A 19,151-nucleotide genomic window follows, 5' to 3' on the forward strand; every position below is an offset into this window, starting at 1 on the left:
TAAAATGTTTTTAATGGCCTAGCCTCCTATTGAAGTCATTGAATTTTCAAATACACCCTGGTGCTCCCGTTGAGCATCAAAACCTGTCTTAGCTCGCATGCCAATTACTTTTTCAATGGAAGTTCGCAATTCCGATTCCGGGTTTTCACCCCTGAGAAGTTCCCTGACATTCATTTTAGGTTTACCGTAAAGGCAGGTAATCACATCGCCTGTGGCTGTAATCCGCAGGCGGTTACAACTCCCACAAAACGTTCGGCTAAACGAAGGTATGATTCCAAAACTGCCTGCATGACCAGGTATTTTATAGTTGATGGAAGTGGAGGTCTTTGGGGATTCTAACTTTTTAAGCTCGGGATAATGTGATCGCACATAGTCCAGTATCTTTTTGTAATTCCATGTAATAGCTTCAAATTCCTTAGTCCCTCCATTAAAAGGCATCTCTTCCAAATAACGAACAGAGACCGGATAATGCTCCTGCAACTTCAGGATGGGAATCAAATCCTGTACATTCTGATTTTCCAGTACAATAAAATTGATCCTCAGGTTAAATCCCTCTTCTATCATCTTCATGAGATTTCCAAAAACAACATCGTACTGGTCTCTTCTGGTGATTTTTTCAAAGGTTTCCCTGTTAATGGCATCCAGGCTAAGGTTGATATTGGTTATTCCCAAATCCTTTAATTCCTGAATATACGGCCCGATTAAGGTTGCGTTAGTCGTCATGGATAATTCCTTGATCCCCGACAGGGATGCGAGATGTCTCAAGAGTTCCATCAGGTCTTTGCGCACAAAAGGTTCACCTCCTGTAATTCTGATCTTATCAATCCCTTGGTCTACCACGGTTTCCGCCAACAATTTAAGCTCCTTAATGGTGAGGAGGTTTTTATTTTTAGCGAAGTTAATGCCTTCAGCAGGCATACAGTAATGGCACCTCAGATTACACCGATCTGTAACGGCTAGCCGCAGGTAGTTGATTTGTCTATTATGGTTGTCAATCAGCATAAGTATCTTATCTCTTTTCTATTATCCCCCACTGACTGGCGGAATCAAGGCAATCTCATCAGTTTCTATCAAAGGAGTATGGTCGTTCGCGTATTCATTATTTACCGCAACTGCAATCGAACTTAGTCTGTTTAAAGCCGGGAATTGATCAAATACATATTGTTTGAGCTTCTCAACGGATGAAATTGAGGTTGTCTTGTCTTCCGGAACTTCAATCGTAGGACCTCCGACAATATCACGCGTAATCCCGAATAATAGTATCGTCATATCAGGTAATTATTACTTAAAACAAGGTATCAAAAAATATAGAGTATAGTAAATTCTTTAACACTAATGTTTTCCAGTATTTGTGCACAAATGATGCTTTGATAGATGGATAAAAGTCTAAGTAAAAAAAGCTGTGATAGAAATATACTGAAATCAAGAATCCTGCGTTCTGGAGGTTGAACCTAAAATTTGGAAAATGAAAACCTGTATAAAATTCCTTTCTCTTTGTTTCATCGTTTTTTCTCTGGCATCATGCGGTAATGCAGAGGACGATGTAGCTTTCGATTTTAATGCTAATGGTGACCTGGGAATAGGAAAGCCTGTTGATGACTGTCTCGATCTGGGAGAAAACGATCTGATTTTGTCCATTCAGGATAAATTTACCACTCTCCCCGGGAAGGTATCCGTATTTTTTAGGGTATCAGATGCTTTGGGAAATCCGGTTTCCGGCCTTACAGCCGATCAGTTTACGATATACGAACAGGGAAGGAATGACGATTGCTTTAATACTATCTCCACCTCGGAGTCTTTTGCCCGTATCTCTCCAAATTCACAAATTTTCAGCAATAATACTCTTCTGGTGCTCGATTTAAGCAATAGTGTACTGAGCAGCAGCCTGAATGAACTAAAGTCGGCCTCTGTGAGTTTTATCGAAAATGTGATGCCTGCAACTGCCGAAGACAGTTTTAAAATGGCGATCTACTGGTTCGACGGCGAAGATGAATTGCATTTGCTTCAACCATTAACTTCGGTTAAGGACGAACTGACCTTAGCCATTGAAGGGATTACAGACGATATAAGCGAGGATCCTTCAACTGACCTTTACGGGGCCGTGATCAAATCGACCGATATTGCTGAAGGCCTATTGGACGAAGCCAGGGCAAACTCCACCATAAGTGCTGCCTCCGTGGTTTTATTTACCGATGGAACCGATCAGGCATCACGATATTCAGAAACTGAGGCGCTTGCCCAGGTTCAGGAGGCTGATCTCAACATCTCTTTTTACACCATTGGGTTGGGAGGTGAAATTGACGCCGAAATACTTGCGGAGATCGGCAGAACATTTAGTGTTTTTGCTGTGAATAAAGAAGAGCTGGAAACGACATTTAACGATATTTCGTTCCGTGTTTCGGAAAGGGCAAATAGTTTTTACCTTTTCGAATATTGTACTCCCAAAAGGGACGGTAGCGGGACTAATAATCTTGCCATTCAGGTCACAGACGGGTCCCTGCAGGGGGCTGTACAAACCGAATTTAACGCCACGGGTTTTAGTGGCGGATGCCAGTAAATAAATGTATTTCTTTCTATTTAAAGGGGGATCCGCAAGGGTCCTCCTTTTCTTTTGTCGGGCAGTAAAGTAGGGTTTTTGGCATCATCCTTGTTATATACATAGAAACCCAAATGTATATCGCGATTAACATACATCCTAAAAACTATAAAAGATTGTTTAACGTAAAAGAAAGAAATCATGGATGTTATCAACGAAATTATCAGTCAGAGTGCCTTAGGCTCACTATCAAAAGGATTTAAAAGCCTTGTACTCTCCGTATTCACTTCAATAGTGGTGACCCTTTTCGTGATGTTAATTGCTATCATCATTAACAGTAGCCAATTACATTTCAGCTTCGGGTATTAATCCCCAAAGTGGTGTCATTGAGTTCAACGGTAAATCATCGCATTTTTGCGCGCCCATTGTTCTGAAAAGTCGGATGCCCCCTCAGTGAGATCTAATAAAAATCCATTGATGACGGCAAACATATAATCCCCATCTTTCTGTAAGAGAAAGGTGGGGTTTTTTCCTGCCTCAAGGTCAAAATCAGGAAGCACAAGCTTTTCACTTAAAAGATGCAATGGGAATGGAGAAAACAAAGCGTCTTCAGGAATATCTTTTACCCTCAGATAGGTGTAGCCTTGTTTTAGCAGAGCTGTAAATGTGTCTTTATTTTTTTCAATTTCTGCCATATCAGCCATCACCATGGGATAAACCTTACCCGGAATTAATTGGTATCCCTTAGCTTCCAGGGTTTTATATCCGTAATAGGTGGAGAGGTCGCCCTGATCAATCACTCTGCTACTAAACCAATAATCTCTGTTCCCCTCCAGGTCAACTTCCAGTTGATTTATTCCTATGTCTAGGATATAAGGCTTACCCAACAATTCATAAGTTACTTCAACGATTTTCAGGTCGAATAGCTTTCGGTCGTTTTCCGGTATTTCTTCGTATTCCTCCAGTTTGATCTCCTTAAAATTACCCTGCGCAATGGTGTAAATAGCCGAAAGGATAGAAACATAATTTAACTTCCTGATCTCCTGTTTTTCCCTGTCATTGGCATATCCGCCTGATTCTATAAGGATGGTACTTGTCCCCCACTTTTGAATATTGTCACCAAAAGCCCGGGGTTCAAAATCGTCATTATACCTCCCCACCTGACCGGGAGCGTACCGCTGTATGATATTGTTCATAAACACTATGATCTTCATGGCATTGCCGCGCCCTCATTGATCTCCTTTTCATAGTTGTATGCCGGTGCCAGATATGAAATAGTGGCGGGTTTTTCTGTGCGTTCAGCATTGTAATAGGTGCTCTGATCATGCAGGTTAAAGCCGAAATCGGCATCGAGACTGTCGCGAACTCGTTTTAAGGTCTGCCCTTCAGGCGATTGTAATCTGAGCGCATCCCTGTTAATGTCGATTCCCAACTTGTTTTCTCTTTTAAAAACCTCTGCCCCATCAGGGTTGAGCATTGGGAGAAAATGCAGTGTCAGGTTGTTGAGAATCTCCGATTTCTCTTCGCTGAAATCGTCACTTTTTAAAAAGTTGAGAATGTCAAAAATGGCCTGAGTGGCGGTGGGTTCATTCCCGTGCATCTGCGACCAAAGGAAAACGTCTGTTGTTCCCTGTCCTATACTAATCAGTTTAAGATCTCTGCCTTCTATTGATTCTCCCACCTTTTTCACCGTTACGCCAGGATCATTCTGGTGGTCAGAGATGAGGTTTTGCAGATCCCTGTGTTTTATCCTTCTCTTATCCAATTCGGATTCCCTGTACTTTTCATAAGTGTCGTATAGTGAAGTTGTCAGGCCTAAATTCTGTTGAGGCTTCTCTTCTTTACAACCGTATATCAGTAAGCCGATAAAAAGTAATTTTAAGTATTTCATGCTATTGTTTTTGAGGAAGGGGTTTAAAATTTAATTTTTTAGTAGCCTGTCTTACCTGCTGCATAAATTCTGCCCCCGGATCTTCCTTTTCAGTTCTGTATCCGTCATCTTTTTCGAGCCAAAGCTCATGGCCTTCAAATTTAGTGTATTCATAATGACCGATGAGATACTCGATATCGTATTTGTCCTTTAGGTAGTTGACCAGCCAGATATTCGCCTCGAGTTGTTCTGCGGTTAAAGGGGCATCGGCTGTCCCCCCAACATTCTCTATTCCGATGGCACAGTGATTCAGCCCAATTACATGTCTTCCCATCACGGTTTCAGGCATCAACCTATATATTTTCCCGTCTCTTGATACCAGGAAATGAGAAGAGACATTAAGCGTACTTGCATTTTCTACGAGACTGCGCCAACTAGGGATTAGTGGGTCATTAAAGGCATCAAAAGAACCTTCAAATGTGGGGATGGCTGTCCAATGCAGGACGATCATATTTGGTTTTATGGTTATCGAATCCCCCGCTAAACCGTAACGCACTTCCAAATACTCTTTGGTTAACTCCTCCCTTTGAGTATCAAATATAATTGGCTTGTCGATAATCCGTGTAGCCGCACAGGAATTTAGCATAAGCCAAATGAGAGGGATTAAGGCGTATGCATGCTTTTTAATTATCATAGTGCATGATCATTTCATTTCTTCTATCGGGATACCGTATTGGATAACTACTTTTCTTCGTCCCCACTCTTTTGCTTTCTGTACATCGAGACCCATATAAATATCAATTCGTTTTTCCCATCTTTTGTTCATCTTGTCTTTTACCAGATAAATCCCTTCAAAACCTTCAATTTTTACCGGGGTATTGTATTTCAGGCCCTTGGATAGTAAATCCCGTGATACTGCTATGCACTTCATGCCCGGACTAAGGGTATCCCCCCAGGCGGCCACATTGGCCAGGGGTTTAGTTTGAGAAGCTATCGAATTGTATGCAGTAGCTGTGACTTCCATCGATTTCCATGTCCATTGTTCCTCTTTCTCAGCACAGCTGCTGAGTGATGAAGAAATCATCAGGGCGAGTATACCGATAAGCAGAGCTCGGGACATTTTCTTCTTATTGATGTTTATTTTCCAAAATCATAAGATCAATAGCCTCTTTTTTCCATCGACTTACCAATTCCTGCGGTGCAGGAATAAAAGGGAGCGAAAAACTACTGAGAATGATATCCGTATCTCCGTCACCATCGATGTCACCCTTATCCATCAGGAACCACTTTGCTTTCAAAGAATCCTCCACCGTGTAGGCATTAAATTTAAATTCATCACTATCCGCATTATCTAAAAATACAAAAGTTCGGTTTGGAGCATTCTGATAATCAGGAAAGGTTGAAAGAAGACCAAAGTCCATATCCCCATCCTGATCAAAGTCTGAAGCCACTACCCGGGTTGCACCATTCATGGGATAGAAATAGACCTCCGTAAAATTATTTTGGCCGTCATTTAAATGAAGTCGCATTCCGTGATAGGGCTTTTGCACATAGGATTTATCGGCATTATCCCCATTAACCGTAACCAGATCGAGATCGCCATCGTTATCGTAATCGATTAACTCAAACCAGCTGCTGCCGTAAACGGGGTTAAATCGAAGTACCTTTTCAGCTTCGAAAGAAAGGTCTTCTCTCTGGTACAGGAATGTAATTGATTCGTCTCCCTGAGAGGTTAAAGCGATGAGGTCCTTGCGTCCATCCTCATCCATGTCCTCTGCTACCACTCGGATTGTTCCCGGTTGATTCAAGAGTATTTTTTTATCATAAGTACCTGAATCATTACTTACAAAAAGGGATAGTTCCCCGCTAAGGTCTCCAAATTCACTGATTACCAGTTCTTCTTTCCCATTGCCATTAAGGTCTTCAAACAAGCTGTGTACAGGCCTGTGCAAAGGCTGATTCAGAAGAAATGTGTCCCGGTTATTAATTTTGTAACTCTTGCCCTTGGACAGAGCACTTGGGCGAATGTTGCCTATGGTTGTGATAAAGGTGTTTTCATCCACAATCTCATGGGCCACTACCAGACTCTCGAACACGCCTTTGGTAGTAATCCCCTGGTCATAAGTGTAAGAGAGTAATTCCCCACTCATATCGCCCATAAGGAGTTGATTTGATTCCTCCTGAAATTCGAGAAAAGCATATGAACCAGGTGAAGGACGGTTAAAAGAGATCAATTGGGGCGCAAAGGACACCAATTCCTTGTCCTGATAAACCTGAGGTATCATTTTTAAACTATCGGGGGCATTCTCGAGGATATAAGCCTTCAACAATAACCAGTCTTCCATGCTGAGGGTTGGGGTAAGCGGATAGATCCCTGTTTTTATTATTGCTTCCATTTCTTCATATGGCAAGCCAGCCAGAGGATCATATCCATTTTCACGAATTCCCATCCGTGCTGCCATATCAGGAAGTATGGCTTTTTCCCATATACCTTTTGGGAGATCATCAATATTGGGTGCGATATGACAACGGGCGCAGTGTGCTTCATATAGTGCGAGTTGTCGTTCTTGTTTATTATTCTGACAGGAATTTAATACCAGTAAAATACCTGTAATAAGAAATGTGTTTTTCCTAAAGAATGAACTCATAGTGAAATAAAAATCAGATTTTTGTAAACAGGCCTTACTTAGCATTAATTGTATAAATTAACGCTTCTATTTACCTATTTAGAGCTCCCGTTTGATTTGCCTTTGAGCAGAGATCGGATTGTGGGCTTGTTCGAATATCGGAAAGTTTCAAATAACACAAAGTGAAATGAAGAAAAATATTAAATGGCTTGTTTTAATTCTATTGCTGATCGCAGGCATTGTGGTCTTTTGGCAATACCCCAAATTAAATCTTATCTCCGGATTTGCAGCAAAAAATACGGCATCAACGATTTATATTTCCGGGCGAAGCCTGAATTCCATCGAAGCTTACGACCACGATGTACCTCTGGTAAAACTAGCCAGCTCTTCTTATAACAAGGATGAAAAATCTTCTCTGGCTAATGTTTTTGGCTTAATGGAGAGAAAAGCAACTTGCCGTGATGGTCTGGGATGTGTCCTGACCAATGGTGAAGTTGATCCAAGAGTCTACACCCAAAAACCTATACGGATAATTAAAAAAATACCTCTGCCCTATCCTTTAGGACATTTGGCAGAAAAAGATACCCTTTTTGAAAATATAGATTACGGATTACTCAACAGTGCCCTCGATAATGTCTTTGCAGACACCGTAAAAACAAGGACAGCATTAGTACTGTACAAGGGGAATATCATCGCTGAAAGATATGCCGAGGGATTTAATAAAGCTACTCCTATTCTGGGCTGGTCGATGACCAAGAGTGTGTTGGCTACCCTTTATGGAATACTTGAACACCAGGGAAGAATAAATGTAGAGGACAAAGTGAGCCTCCCTTCCTGGAAAAATGATGAAAGAAAGAACATAACTTTGAATCATTTACTTCGCATGCAGAGTGGATTAGCCTGGGATGAAGATTACTCTACGATTTCAGACGTCACTAAGATGTTGTTTATGGAATCCAATATGGCTGCCTCTCAGGCTGTAAAAGAACAACTTGCTCAACCTACAGAGATCTGGAATTATTCTTCGGGAACGACGAACCTACTCTCGGGCCTGCTGCACAATACTTTTAGCAATTATCAGAATTATTTGAATTTCCCTTACAAGGCACTAATTGACAAGATCGGCATGCATTCTATGTTGCTCGAGACCGATCTGGCGGGAAATTATGTGGCTTCTTCCTATGGTTGGGCCAGTACACGCGACTGGGGGAAGTTTGGCCAACTTTATCTGCAAGAAGGCAATTGGAATGGTGAACAGTTGTTCCATCCTGATTGGGTGTCCTATATCACTACGCCAACGGCGCATTCAGATGGGATTTACGGCGCGCATTTCTGGCTTAATGCCGAAGGTAAATTTCCTGACGTGCCAAAAGACATGTATTCGGCAAACGGGTATCAGGGACAACATGTTTTTATCATCCCGTCTGCAGAACTGGTGGTGGTGAGAACAGGATTGGCTGAGGCACCACAATTCGATACCAATACTTTTCTAAGTGAAATTCTCACCGCTATAAGATAGTCCCGGACAGCTTAATAACAACAATAAAGACTTACACCACAAAAGAATCTCAGTTGACAACAATATTTATGCAAATGAAAGATTCTCCTGTATGTTTACTATGTAATTAACAAGGAGTTAATTTTTTCATTTTCATATAGTGTTCTCGTAAAAAGGCCCCGATCAGAAATGACGGGGCCTTTTTTATTTAAAATTTCTTCTTCAATTCAGGGTATCCAGTTATTCTTGCCAAAATCAGGTTTGCGTTTTTCCAGAAAAGCATTCCGTCCTTCTTTTGCTTCCTCAGTCATATAAGCCAGGCGGGTTGCCTCTCCTGCAAATACCTGTTGCCCTACCATACCGTCATCAGTAAGGTTCATGGCAAACTTTAGCATTTTAATTGAGGTTGGGGATTTCGCCAGGATTTCCTGTGCCCATTCATAAGCTGTTTTTTCAAGTTTATCATGAGGAACAACCGCATTGACCATTCCCATTTCCAAGGCTTGCTGTGCTGAATACGTTCTACCCAGAAAAAAGATCTCCCTCGCTTTTTTCTGTCCCACCATTTTTGCCAGGTAGGCAGAACCGTATCCTCCGTCAAAGCTTGTTACATCGGCATCTGTTTGCTTAAATTTTGCATGCTCCTCGCTGGCTAAGGTGATATCACAAACCACGTGTAAACTGTGGCCTCCCCCAACAGCCCATCCCGGTACCACTGCAATGACAACTTTTGGCATAAATCGAATAAGTCGCTGCACCTCCAGAATATTGAGTCGGTGGTAACCATCTTCCCCTACGTAACCTTTATGTCCTCTCGCCTTTTGGTCTCCCCCACTGCAAAAAGAGTAGACCCCGTCTTTCTCTGAGGGACCTTCTGCTGAGAGAAGTATCACCCCTATTGATGTGTCTTCCTGTGCATCGTAAAAAGCGTCGTATAACTCTTTGGTGGTTTTTGGTCGGAAGGCATTCCTTACATTCGGTCTATTAAAGGCGATTCTCGCTACGCCAGCCGATTTTTTATAGGTTATATCTTCATATTCTCCGGCGGTTTCCCAAGTAATTTCTGAATTCATATGTTCCTAGTTTCTGAGGCTAAAGATAAGCCTTATGATGTCCCATTACAATCCCTTCACAGGATCTTATTCATCGGCTTCTCCGCGAGCATTCCGCTGTTTGAGTGTTATCCATTTAGAGAGGTATTTGCTACTGCCCATAGTATGGTGTAATAACATCCTTCCCGTGAAATTAGTAATTCTGTGAGATTGCAAATTCTTCTGAAGATCCTGCAAGGCAGCCTTAAATAAGGGACGATAAATTTCAACTCCAAATTCATCCTTGATGAGCTTAATCCCATTTTCCTGAGCAGTATTCCATTGTTCTTTATCCTTATAAAGACGCACTGCTTTTTCTGAAAAATCGATCGCATCTGACGCCACAAGGTCTTTATTGGTCACAAATGCCGTTCCTTCTGCCCCTGTTACGGTCATTACCGAAGGGGTTCCATATCTGACCGACTGGAACAGTTTTCCTTTTAATCCGGCTCCAAATCGAAGTGGCAGGAGATTGACTCGTGTTTTTTGAAGAATCTCTCCCATATCATTTACCCAGCCTTTGACAAAGAATCCTTCTTCAGGCTGATAGAGATCAAGAATGTTTTTTGGAAGATAGGCACCATAAATATTGAGTTTAGCATTAGGCAATGCCCTTCTTATTTTTGGCCAGATGTCTCTTTTTAAATAATTTATGGCATCAATATTTGGTGCATGTTTCCCGTTACCGATAAAGCAAAAATGGCTTCGCAATTCGTAATCAGGCGCCGTTAGAACATGATCTGATCCAGAGGAGTTGTAAACGAATGGGAGGTAAAATAAAAGCGAGAGGTCTATTCGGCTATTCGCTTTTAACCAGGCCATCTCATATTCCGAAATAATCAGCGAAAGATCGCATCGGTAGATACTTGCTATTTCCCTCAACGTTATTTCCTGAACCTGCCAGAAGTCTGAGGTAAAGGCTATTCCTTTTTTGAGGGCGAGTTCCCGACTCTTCCGAAGAGAATGCAGATCCTGAGTGTCGAGAATTCGAATAGTATCCGGCAGCTGTTCGGCCACACGCCAACCAAAATATTCTTCGGTGAGGAAGCGGTCAAAAACAACGATGTGGGGCTTGAGTTCAGCAATGAACTGATCAAAGCTATCACAATTCAGTTTTATCGGAACACAATCGATCCCGCATTGCTCCAGGCTAGCTGAATATTGGGTTTTAGCAGCTGCGGAAGACAGGGTGACGTTATAATTTAGGGACTGTAATAAATTCAGAAGTTGAAGAGTACGGACGCCTGCTCCTGTCGCCTCGGGTTCAGGCCAGGTGAGGCCAATCACAAGAACCTTGGGCGTATTATTTTCCATACTTACATTTTAGCGGCAAACATCTGGGAGATTTTTAGGCGCAATTTACGCTCGTAGTCTTCTTCTAACCACTCTTTATAATTCTTGGTGTTATTCATTATGCAGTAGGAATACTGCCTTACGCGATATTCAATTTCATCCTTCAACTGTTTTGCGAGGATCCGGGCCTCAAAGACATCTTCGCTATTTTCAACGCAGATCTTGGCGTGTTGCTCTATACTTCGTTCCAGCACGATTTTAGATCTTTTCCCCTGAGCAAAAATTTCCTTGTAAACTGCCTTTACATCGAAATCAATTTCCTTAGAATTTGAAAACTTTTCCCTTAGTTCCGGAGGCATCTCGTAGACAAATTCCCTTTCGATATCCTCGTCATTCTTGATGTTTTCCAGGTAGAAATCTGGGAAGTGGAAAATTTCCTGCCAGTCGATAGGCGCATCCCACATACCAAATCTAGCAATGTTATTTCCGAGATCCACAACCGTAAATTCATCTTTGTCAGGTAAAATCCTCGATCCTCGCCCGATCATTTGAAAATACAGTGTGAGAGACCTTGTGGCCCTGTTTAGAATTATAGTTTCCACTGTAGGCTCGTCAAAACCCGTGGTTAGAATACTCACTGAGGTAAGTATCGCATCAGGTGTATTTGAAAACCATTCGAGTATTTCCTTGCGTTCCGATGATGTATTCTTGTTATCCAGATGCCTGATGGGGTACCCTGCCTTCTTAAAGGTTTCGTAGACATATCGGGAAGTGTTGATCCCGTTGTTGAAAATAAGGGTTTTTGTGCCTTTCCCGATCTCTTCATAAGCTCCCAGAAGTTTGGAAAGCATATTGTAATTCCCGTAGAGTTCATCGGAGGATTTTACGGTGTAATCCCCACTGATTCCCAATTTTAATGATTTCAGGCTAACATCGTAATTGTACATGTTGGCCCTGGCCAGATACTTTTTTTTGATCAGGGATTCAATAGATTGACCCACTATAAGTTTTTTATAGTGGTCCTTCATCGGAAGTTTTATATTAGAACTCAATGGTGTAGCTGTCACCCCGAGAATTATGGAGGAATCGAAATACTTAAATAGCTTCCTAAAGGAATTGTAATGGGCCTCATCTATAATCACCAGGCCAATATCATTCAGGGAAATTGTACCCTCTTGCAGCCGATTGTTCAGGGTCTCTACCATGGCTACATAGCACATATGTGAGTCTGTGCTCGGCAGCTCTTTTACATCGCTATTGATGATTTTGTTCTTAACACCAAATCCCCTCAGCATTTTTGAAGTTTGCTGACTGAGCTCTATTCTGTGGGTGAGTACAACGACTTTTTTCCTCCGATGTTCAATAAACCGGCGGGTAATTTCAGAGAATACAACCGTTTTACCTCCTCCGGTAGGAAGCTGGTACAAGAGGTTTGAGTTGTCTGAGTCATTATCGAGGTGCTCAAATATAGTCTGAAGATCCTGCTGTTGATAATCGTAAAGGGTCTTCTCAATATTTTCGGTGGAAATCGACAAAAAATGTTCGGTATTTAGGTTAAAAATTCTATTCAGGGACTCTTAATAAGCCAATTTGCAAAACTAGAAGTTTTTTTCTCTTTAATGAAATTTAAAGTCTGAAATCTGATTTTAGTACCCCAGATCAGGATCAATCTGATTCAACAGGGGTTCGCCATTTTGAAGTCTTCTGAAATTTTCGACCAATTGTGGGACCACTGATTTTGGATCGGATACGCTGGCGACATGCGGCGTTATCTTGATCAGGGGATGTTTCCAGAAAGGATGGTTTTCGGGCAGGGGCTCCTGCTGAAACACATCCAGACAGGCACCTGAAAGTTGGCCGGAATCTAACAGCGGAATCAGCTCGTTCTCTGCCAGATGGCCTCCCCTGGCCACATTGATCAGATAAGCACCTTGCTGCAGTTGCGATAAGTTCGATTTGTTTAGTATACCCTTGGTTTCTGAAGTCAGAGGTAAGAGACAAACCAAGATAGATGTTTGATTTAGGAAGTCTTTTTTTTCCTCTGGACCCTTATGAACCTTTATGCCCGGCTGCGTTTTGGGATGTCTGGACCATCCTACCACCCGAAAGCCAAGTTTGGTAAGGGCATTACCCACATGAGTCCCAAGTGTTCCCAGGCCCATAATCCCTATAGTGTGATCCTTAATTCTACTGTAGGGAATGGGGTGCCATTCTGATGCATGTTTGTCCCTTGCATATTGATCCATATTTTTTAGATGTCCCAGTACTGCTGTAAGCACATATTCTGCCATATCATCTGCCAGGGCATCATCCACAACACGGGTGATAGGGATCCCGGCGGGCCGGGACTTATCTTCGATGATAAAATCTACCCCTGCCCCAAAGGAAGCGACGCATTGCAAGTTGGGATATTCCCCTAAACACCCCTGGGGGTGTTTCCAGACGATAGCCAGACTTATTTCATCTTTGGGATGAGGCTCGTTGTACAAATGCACAGGTAGATCGGGAAATTCATCCAAAAAGGCACTTTTCCATAAATCTAGTTTCCCATCCTGTCTTATTAAAACAATGGCCATAATTGTTTTTTAAAATTAATCATCCATGTACGCGAGCTCGAAAATCTGATTAAAATCTTCCTGAAATTCCCATTCCTGATCATGTAGGCGCCGATTGATCTGTTTCAGGCGTTCTTTAAATTCTGCTAAAATGGCATTGTGGGTAAGATGCTGAACAGCTTCTCTGAACGAACGCAACATACTTTTGTAGAAAGCCTCATTTACCTTGTGGGAGGCCGAATAGCGCTGAGCTGTTTCTATATTGAAAAGCATGAGATCTGCCAATAGGTGGGGATCCATTCCCAATTTATTGTACTGCTTTATAAATTTTTGGGCAACGGAACGCCTGGCTCTGGCGCGCCTTCTTTTGAGCGGGAAATATTCATTTGAAATTTTGGCTTTTGCCTCACCCATCAATTTATCCTCTTTGGGATTAAAGACAAAATTGTAATAGGTTTTAACCTGAGGAAATCGCTCATAGAGATCCATAATCTGTAATTCCAGATCTCTTTTTTTTAACTCTCCCAGATATTTCTTTAATGCCGACTTGCTCATTTCATGCGATATACAGCCTGTAAAGGTATCGATTACACTTCAAAAATCCGCTAAGGCGAGTTGCAAAACCCTATATTTTACCGTAGGTCGGAGGAAATATTAAAGTTCTCATAAAATATGTATAAGATTGGGGGGTTGCTTTTGGAAAAGACAGAAATAAAGTGTATAATGAGAGGATGTAATCATTAAACTTATCAAAATATATGAGGCAACTTAAGATAATCAAGCAGGTCACCAACAGAGAATCAAAATCCTTGGATAAGTACCTGCAGGATATCAGTAAAATAGATTTGATCACTGCCAATGAAGAAGTAGAGTTGGCCCAGCGAATCAGGGCAGGCGATCAACTGGCACTTGAGAAACTGACAAACGCCAATTTGAGGTTTGTGGTCTCGGTTGCTAAACAATACCAAAATCAGGGCCTTACGCTTCCCGATCTTATTAATGAAGGTAATGTGGGGCTGGTTAAGGCCGCCAAGCGATTTGATGAAACCCGTGGATTTAAGTTTATTTCCTACGCGGTATGGTGGATCAGACAATCTATCCTTCAAGCTCTTGCAGAGCAATCGAGAGTTGTACGACTACCTTTAAACAAAATTGGATCCATAAATAAAATCAAAAAGGCTTTTTCCTACCTGGAGCAGGCACACGAAAGACCACCTTCTGCTGAAGAGATCGCTCAGGAACTCGAAATGACAGTTAGTGAGGTAAAACAGTCTATAAAGAATTCAGGAAGGCATGTATCAATGGATGCTCCATTAAAAGAGGGAGAAGATTCCAACCTTTACGATGTCATGCGTTCAGGCGAATCGCCTAAGCCAGACAAAGGCTTAATGCAGCAATCGCTTAATACGGAGATCAATCGTGCGCTGGACACTCTTTCTCCCCGTGAGGCAGATGTAGTTAAGTTGTATTACGGAATAGGAGATCAACAATCAATGACTCTGGCAGAGATAGGTCAGACCTTTGATCTTACCCGTGAGCGAGTTAGACAGATCAGGGAAAAGGCTATTCGCAAACTACGACACAATACGCGTAGTAAGCTCCTCAAGGCCTATTTGGGATAAGCTTTATTGAGATAAAAAGAAAAAAGGAAGCCGCTTGGCTTCCTTTTTTCTTTTCAATATTCTATACATTAAAATGTTTAAGAACAGCTTAGTCTGCTGATTTCGAAATCTTTCAGGATCTCGTTCAGATCCTCAATAAAGTTCAAATAAGCCGCGTTGTCATAATTTGGATTTGCCATAAGCTTTGGGATTTAAAGGTTCACCGATCATCTAGAGATAATCCAGTTCTGCTAATTCATTAACACTCAGAATTTCATTCAAGTCTTTGAGAAAATTTAAGTATTCCTCGCCGTAGGTATCATATAACATGTCTGTTTGGTTTTTAGTGAGATCTGGGACTCAATGATTATGTACTAAAAATATTTTTTCTTCTCAAAAGCAACAACAGTTTGTGGTGTACTGGTAAATAATTGTTGTATATAACGCATTTTATGAGGTACTTATTGCGGTATTAGAAGCCAATCTGGTATCTCAACCCGGCAGAAATGGCCCAAAAATAGTTTCCCGCAGCAAATACAAATTCCTGTCTTGTGATCCCCAAATGTGCCCTGTAAAGCGAGGGGTTGTCCTTAAATGAAAATTGATATTCAGCCATCAGCTGCTGTGATTCCACAAACAAGAGGGTTTCCGCAACCAGAGTGGTATTCGCCAAAAATTGCCTGAATTCAGGCATGAATCCCATCCCTGCATTTATTCCGATATAATTATTCGCATCTTTTAAATACTTCCTGGCTGTAAGTACGCCTGAAATACCCATTGTACTATTCTTTCTAGGGGTCACATATGGTCGTAGTGACAGGTAGTAATTCCCCTTGTACACTCCGGCCGAACCAGTAAAAATAGCCACATCACTATCGGTAAAGGATAAGAATCGGGCTCCCAGAGAGGTTTCAAAGCCCTTGGGCAGGTTTACGTACAGATCTCCCCCAACCCTGTGTTCGGGATAGATCTCGGACTGACTGTAGCCATAATTTAAATAGGCGTAAACTTTTTTTGAAAATTGGGGATACAAATCTATTTCATACTGGGTTCCGTCAATTTGGAATCGGTTACTATAATTGATCCTGGGAATAATTTTTCCATATTTAGTACCAAAATTGAATTCAACACCCGAGTAATACATCGGATCAAAAACCACATCGAATATATCAGCAGAACTAAAAATAGCAACGGAGTTACTGCGTTTATTGGTTTCCACCTCCTTTTCAGCCTCCAATTGAGATGTCTTTGAAGGTTCATTCCAGGAGTTTATAATGCGATTCCTTAAAGAATCCAATTCTTTATCTCCGGGTAGGAAAAGAAGAGCTTTATTAGCCAAGCCAAGGGCCGTGGATCTGTTTAGTGCGAAAATCTCGTTTCGGATTGCCGCAACCCAAACCTCCTTGTTTTTCCTTTCATCTGAGGTAATTCTGTTAAAATGCTTTCGGGCTTCATCGAAGTCACCGTCCCAACTGTAGGTTTTTGCAATTAAATTCTTAACATCTGTATAGTCGGGATACTGATGTAAAATATTGTGAAGGGTATCCCTGGCTTCCTCCCTGCGACCATCACTGGCAAGCGCCATTGCCCGTCGTAGCGAAAGGTCGGGGTCTCCGGAATACGCCATATCCTGAGCATTTAGATGGCTGGCGAAGCTTCCCAAGAGAATCATTCCCATACAGATCCATATGATATGTCTCATGTTCTTATTCATAGCCGTCTTCTTCAAAATTCAGGTATCCGAGATTTTCACTGCTAAAAAGGGTCTGATCTTGTTTCATTTTGTCTTCAGCCCTTTTGATCTTCTCTGTTAGCTCCTCATTGCCAATTCTGTGTTTCCTAATCAGTTTCTTTAGCTCTGATGCCTTATAGTTAGTATCTGCCCAGAAATACACATCCAGCAAAGCAGAATATCCATCGGCGTAAACTGGGTATTTCTTAATGGCCTTTTCAAGTATTGAAGCGGCCCGGGTGTAATCCTGATTCCAGGCATAAATACGACCTTTTAGGATTTCCGTATCGGCATGACCCGGAACCTCTTTTAGGATATGGTCGCATAGAAGCAAAGCACGTTCTTTATCCCCTTCTATAGCCAGATCCCTGGCTGTTCTGTAAGCATTATCGTAGTCATCGCTGTTAAACACGCTGTTGATCCATACCATATCCGACTTACTTTCCAGTGATGCTACCTGTTTTTGATCAGCTGAAACAGGGATCAGTTTGTCCTGCTCTGTCACGTATTGATTGATAGCCTTGAATTCCCTGAAAGCCGCCTTTAGATCTTCCTTCCTTTCAGTAGATTCAGGATCGTACAAACTGAGATCACCACCTATTTTATACAAGGAATTCCCCGAAATGCACAGGTTGCCTTTTATGAATTCCTGAATGTTCTTGCGGTGTCTGAAGAGTGGGATCTCTTTTTCCTCTTTAATATAACCCTTGTGCACCAGTCCTTCTCCCAGCCAGGCAACCTGTTCAGGCAACTCTGTTTTGTATGCAGTGTGGTATAATCCTGCCAACTCCGGTAAAATATCGCTGTGAGCTACCAATGAGCCTATTCGTGCCGGTGATTTTAACATCGGACTGTACATCATCAAGGGTACCCTGTAACGATCCAGGTAATCTGACTGTGGCAGATCACTTAAGTTATGACTGCCGGTTATGACAAAGATGGTATTGTAGAATTCAGATTTTCGCTTGTACCCCTCTATAAAATCAGCAATGGCCTTATCTGCATAAATCAGACTGGAGAAGACTTCTTCATTTTTTTCAATGAGTCTTTCACTACGTCCCTCATAGTGTTCTGAAGCCAGTATATCCTCAACGTCCATCTTATATTTTTCCTCATTGGGAATATGAAATGGGTTTTTAGTGCTTTGCGTAAGGAAGATATCTACCCTGGGGCCATCCGTACTCTGAAATTCATCCAACCACCTACCGAATAACTCGGAATCGGGATAACCAAGCGAAATACCGGCCGCATCGGGCTGTTGTTGTTTGTATTGAGGTCCGAATGCCTTCCGGTCTGACAGGTAATCGATCTCCTCCTCGTAAAGAAATTTTCCCAGATTGTTTAAGGAAGCATTGCCCCCAAAGTGAAAGGAGGAATAATATCCATTTTCTTTCAACAGATCAATTAGGGTGAATCGATGTGTATTTGTCTCGATGTTAGAAAACCCTTCTTCACCAAAGGGCAAGGAACCTAAAATAGTTGGGATACTTGCAGTTGATTCGCCAGTATTACTCAGATTATGAGGCCAATACAAGGATTTATTGATTAAACCATTTAAGTAAGGCATAAACGCCTTATAGGTCGCATCTTCCCCTACAAAGTCAGATCCAACCCCATCCATAACTATAAAAACCAGATTGGGTTGTTGTGATTTAAGTTCGAAATAATCAGCTAGCTCCCCTGATGGATGAAACGATTTTAACAATGGGTATTCTGCCTGTCCCTCATATTTGTAGAAATTCAAGGATTCTTCTGCGCGATGGTAAATCAGATGCTGTGTCTTATTTTCATTTACGGGATTTTTCCTGGTGATCAAGGTTGCCAGAAAAAGACTGAAAAGTACTATGGTAAATGGGTACATCCTGCTGATCAGATTATAAATGTTGGCGGTCATGCGAAAGAACACATACATAAAAACCACGCTGAGGAAAAGGAAGACCGGGCTGTAGTAAAGCAGAGACAAGCCCTTCTTTTCATTTATTTGTTCGGAAAAGCCTGCGCCTAAAATTTCGTAGTTGTCAACGTAATACTTGGTGAGTAAACCTTCAATCCCTAAAACGGCCACCAGAACTACAACTACCGTCTTAAATCCGAGGTTGGGTTGTATCCTCTCGAGAAATTTGTAAAGGAAGACCAGGAATAAAGCTGTGAGAGAGGTGAAACCGAGATGATGGACAAGCAATAGCAGCAAGCTCTTATTGATCACACCATCGAGCACTCCTGCCCCATACAGCCTTGTATTCTGGTAAAGTGACAGCACCCCCAGACACAGGAAAAATGCCAGGACAAGCCTGATAAAATCACGCAAGTCCCGTTTCTTGGCTCCTATGTTAATATCAGTCTGCATC

17 protein-coding genes are annotated in these 19,151 nt (G+C 41.9%); 3 read left to right on the top strand and 14 right to left on the bottom strand.

Annotation, left to right across the window (positions count from 1 at the left end):
* Positions 1 to 18: 18 nt before the first annotated feature.
* Together moaA and EQY75_RS06315 are read right to left on the bottom strand one after the other, a co-directional pair.
* On the bottom strand, positions 19 to 1,002 hold the full coding sequence (moaA, locus tag EQY75_RS06310) for a GTP 3',8-cyclase MoaA (RefSeq protein WP_129603897.1): 984 nt from the start codon (positions 1,000 to 1,002) through the stop codon (positions 19 to 21).
* A 21-nt stretch (positions 1,003 to 1,023) separates the two neighbouring features.
* Positions 1,024 to 1,269 (bottom strand): MoaD/ThiS family protein, encoded by a 246-nt coding sequence (locus EQY75_RS06315; protein ID WP_129603899.1) that lies wholly within the window; start codon positions 1,267 to 1,269, stop codon positions 1,024 to 1,026.
* 196 nt (positions 1,270 to 1,465) lie between these two features.
* Here EQY75_RS06315 and EQY75_RS06320 point away from each other — a divergent pair, with 196 nt between their 5' ends.
* Positions 1,466 to 2,557, top strand: a complete 1,092-nt coding sequence (locus EQY75_RS06320) for a vWA domain-containing protein (protein ID WP_129603902.1) — start codon at positions 1,466 to 1,468, stop codon at positions 2,555 to 2,557.
* A gap of 371 nt (positions 2,558 to 2,928) precedes the next feature.
* On the opposite strand, the gene EQY75_RS14465 is transcribed toward EQY75_RS06320, so the two are convergent.
* Genes EQY75_RS14465 through EQY75_RS06340 form a run of 5 tightly spaced genes read right to left on the bottom strand, consistent with a single transcriptional unit; the run spans position 2,929 to position 7,054 of the window.
* Positions 2,929 to 3,732: a M14 family metallopeptidase gene (locus EQY75_RS14465; RefSeq protein ID WP_342774065.1), complete on the bottom strand. Its 804-nt coding sequence runs from the start codon at positions 3,730 to 3,732 to the stop codon at positions 2,929 to 2,931.
* Positions 3,733 to 3,746: 14 nt separating this feature from the next.
* A complete protein-coding gene (locus EQY75_RS14470) occupies positions 3,747 to 4,427 on the bottom strand; it encodes a M14 family zinc carboxypeptidase (RefSeq protein WP_342774066.1) in 681 nt (226 codons plus the stop codon).
* Between the two features lies 1 nt (position 4,428).
* Complete coding sequence (locus EQY75_RS06330) at positions 4,429 to 5,100, bottom strand: N-acetylmuramoyl-L-alanine amidase (RefSeq protein ID WP_129603904.1); 672 nt, start codon at positions 5,098 to 5,100, stop codon at positions 4,429 to 4,431.
* A gap of 9 nt (positions 5,101 to 5,109) precedes the next feature.
* On the bottom strand, positions 5,110 to 5,526 hold the full coding sequence (locus EQY75_RS06335) for a 3D domain-containing protein (RefSeq protein WP_246020065.1): 417 nt from the start codon (positions 5,524 to 5,526) through the stop codon (positions 5,110 to 5,112).
* A 7-nt stretch (positions 5,527 to 5,533) separates the two neighbouring features.
* Positions 5,534 to 7,054: an FG-GAP-like repeat-containing protein gene (locus EQY75_RS06340; RefSeq protein ID WP_165200545.1), complete on the bottom strand. Its 1,521-nt coding sequence runs from the start codon at positions 7,052 to 7,054 to the stop codon at positions 5,534 to 5,536.
* 166 nt (positions 7,055 to 7,220) lie between these two features.
* On the opposite strand from EQY75_RS06340, the gene EQY75_RS06345 reads away from it, so the two are divergent.
* The gene (locus EQY75_RS06345; RefSeq protein ID WP_129603909.1) at positions 7,221 to 8,552 is read left to right on the top strand and encodes a serine hydrolase domain-containing protein; all 1,332 of its coding nucleotides are present in this window, start codon (positions 7,221 to 7,223) and stop codon (positions 8,550 to 8,552) included.
* A 206-nt stretch (positions 8,553 to 8,758) separates the two neighbouring features.
* On the opposite strand, the gene EQY75_RS06350 is transcribed toward EQY75_RS06345, so the two are convergent.
* The 5 genes from EQY75_RS06350 to EQY75_RS06370 all read right to left on the bottom strand — a co-directional run bounded on the left by EQY75_RS06350 (position 8,759) and on the right by EQY75_RS06370 (position 14,025).
* Positions 8,759 to 9,604 carry a 1,4-dihydroxy-2-naphthoyl-CoA synthase gene (locus EQY75_RS06350; protein WP_174719394.1) on the bottom strand — a complete coding sequence of 282 codons (846 nt, stop codon included), beginning with the start codon at positions 9,602 to 9,604 and terminating at the stop codon, positions 8,759 to 8,761.
* Between the two features lie 66 nt (positions 9,605 to 9,670).
* A complete protein-coding gene (locus tag EQY75_RS06355) occupies positions 9,671 to 10,936 on the bottom strand; it encodes a glycosyltransferase (RefSeq protein ID WP_129603912.1) in 1,266 nt (421 codons plus the stop codon).
* A 2-nt stretch (positions 10,937 to 10,938) separates the two neighbouring features.
* Complete coding sequence (locus EQY75_RS06360; protein ID WP_129603915.1) at positions 10,939 to 12,450, bottom strand: DEAD/DEAH box helicase; 1,512 nt, start codon at positions 12,448 to 12,450, stop codon at positions 10,939 to 10,941.
* 111 nt (positions 12,451 to 12,561) lie between these two features.
* The gene (locus tag EQY75_RS06365; RefSeq protein WP_129603918.1) at positions 12,562 to 13,491 is read right to left on the bottom strand and encodes a 2-hydroxyacid dehydrogenase; all 930 of its coding nucleotides are present in this window, start codon (positions 13,489 to 13,491) and stop codon (positions 12,562 to 12,564) included.
* Between the two features lie 15 nt (positions 13,492 to 13,506).
* On the bottom strand, positions 13,507 to 14,025 hold the full coding sequence (locus EQY75_RS06370) for a DUF6155 family protein (RefSeq protein ID WP_129603923.1): 519 nt from the start codon (positions 14,023 to 14,025) through the stop codon (positions 13,507 to 13,509).
* A gap of 203 nt (positions 14,026 to 14,228) precedes the next feature.
* On the opposite strand from EQY75_RS06370, the gene EQY75_RS06375 reads away from it, so the two are divergent.
* Entirely contained in the window at positions 14,229 to 15,092 is an 864-nt protein-coding gene (locus tag EQY75_RS06375) for a sigma-70 family RNA polymerase sigma factor (protein WP_129603926.1), read from the top strand.
* Between the two features lie 451 nt (positions 15,093 to 15,543).
* Here EQY75_RS06375 and EQY75_RS06380 read toward each other — a convergent pair whose 3' ends face one another.
* Positions 15,544 to 16,785 carry a YaiO family outer membrane beta-barrel protein gene (locus EQY75_RS06380; RefSeq protein ID WP_246020067.1) on the bottom strand — a complete coding sequence of 414 codons (1,242 nt, stop codon included), beginning with the start codon at positions 16,783 to 16,785 and terminating at the stop codon, positions 15,544 to 15,546.
* The gene (locus EQY75_RS06385; protein ID WP_129603965.1) at positions 16,778 to 19,150 is read right to left on the bottom strand and encodes a sulfatase-like hydrolase/transferase; all 2,373 of its coding nucleotides are present in this window, start codon (positions 19,148 to 19,150) and stop codon (positions 16,778 to 16,780) included. Before EQY75_RS06385 ends, EQY75_RS06380 begins: the two co-directional genes overlap by 8 nt.
* Position 19,151 lies beyond the last annotated feature (1 nt).

It is taken from the genome of Muriicola soli, from assembly GCF_004139715.1.
Lineage (GTDB): Bacteria > Bacteroidota > Bacteroidia > Flavobacteriales > Flavobacteriaceae > Muriicola > Muriicola soli.

Bases quoted from the DNA above. Each gene is read 5' to 3' on its own strand.
- moaA (WP_129603897.1), bottom strand. From the start codon at position 1,002: ATGCTGATTGACAACCATAATAGACAAATCAACTACCTGCGGCTAGCC.
- EQY75_RS06315 (WP_129603899.1), bottom strand. From the start codon at position 1,269: ATGACGATACTATTATTCGGGATTACGCGTGATATTGTCGGAGGTCCT.
- EQY75_RS06320 (WP_129603902.1), top strand. From the start codon at position 1,466: ATGAAAACCTGTATAAAATTCCTTTCTCTTTGTTTCATCGTTTTTTCT.
- EQY75_RS14465 (WP_342774065.1), bottom strand. From the start codon at position 3,732: ATGAACAATATCATACAGCGGTACGCTCCCGGTCAGGTGGGGAGGTAT.
- EQY75_RS14470 (WP_342774066.1), bottom strand. From the start codon at position 4,427: ATGAAATACTTAAAATTACTTTTTATCGGCTTACTGATATACGGTTGT.
- EQY75_RS06330 (WP_129603904.1), bottom strand. From the start codon at position 5,100: ATGATAATTAAAAAGCATGCATACGCCTTAATCCCTCTCATTTGGCTT.
- EQY75_RS06335 (WP_246020065.1), bottom strand. From the start codon at position 5,526: ATGTCCCGAGCTCTGCTTATCGGTATACTCGCCCTGATGATTTCTTCA.
- EQY75_RS06340 (WP_165200545.1), bottom strand. From the start codon at position 7,054: ATGAGTTCATTCTTTAGGAAAAACACATTTCTTATTACAGGTATTTTA.
- EQY75_RS06345 (WP_129603909.1), top strand. From the start codon at position 7,221: ATGAAGAAAAATATTAAATGGCTTGTTTTAATTCTATTGCTGATCGCA.
- EQY75_RS06350 (WP_174719394.1), bottom strand. From the start codon at position 9,604: ATGAATTCAGAAATTACTTGGGAAACCGCCGGAGAATATGAAGATATA.
- EQY75_RS06355 (WP_129603912.1), bottom strand. From the start codon at position 10,936: ATGGAAAATAATACGCCCAAGGTTCTTGTGATTGGCCTCACCTGGCCT.
- EQY75_RS06365 (WP_129603918.1), bottom strand. From the start codon at position 13,491: ATGGCCATTGTTTTAATAAGACAGGATGGGAAACTAGATTTATGGAAA.
- EQY75_RS06370 (WP_129603923.1), bottom strand. From the start codon at position 14,025: ATGAGCAAGTCGGCATTAAAGAAATATCTGGGAGAGTTAAAAAAAAGA.
- EQY75_RS06375 (WP_129603926.1), top strand. From the start codon at position 14,229: ATGAGGCAACTTAAGATAATCAAGCAGGTCACCAACAGAGAATCAAAA.
- EQY75_RS06380 (WP_246020067.1), bottom strand. From the start codon at position 16,785: ATGAATAAGAACATGAGACATATCATATGGATCTGTATGGGAATGATT.
- EQY75_RS06385 (WP_129603965.1), bottom strand. From the start codon at position 19,150: ATGCAGACTGATATTAACATAGGAGCCAAGAAACGGGACTTGCGTGAT.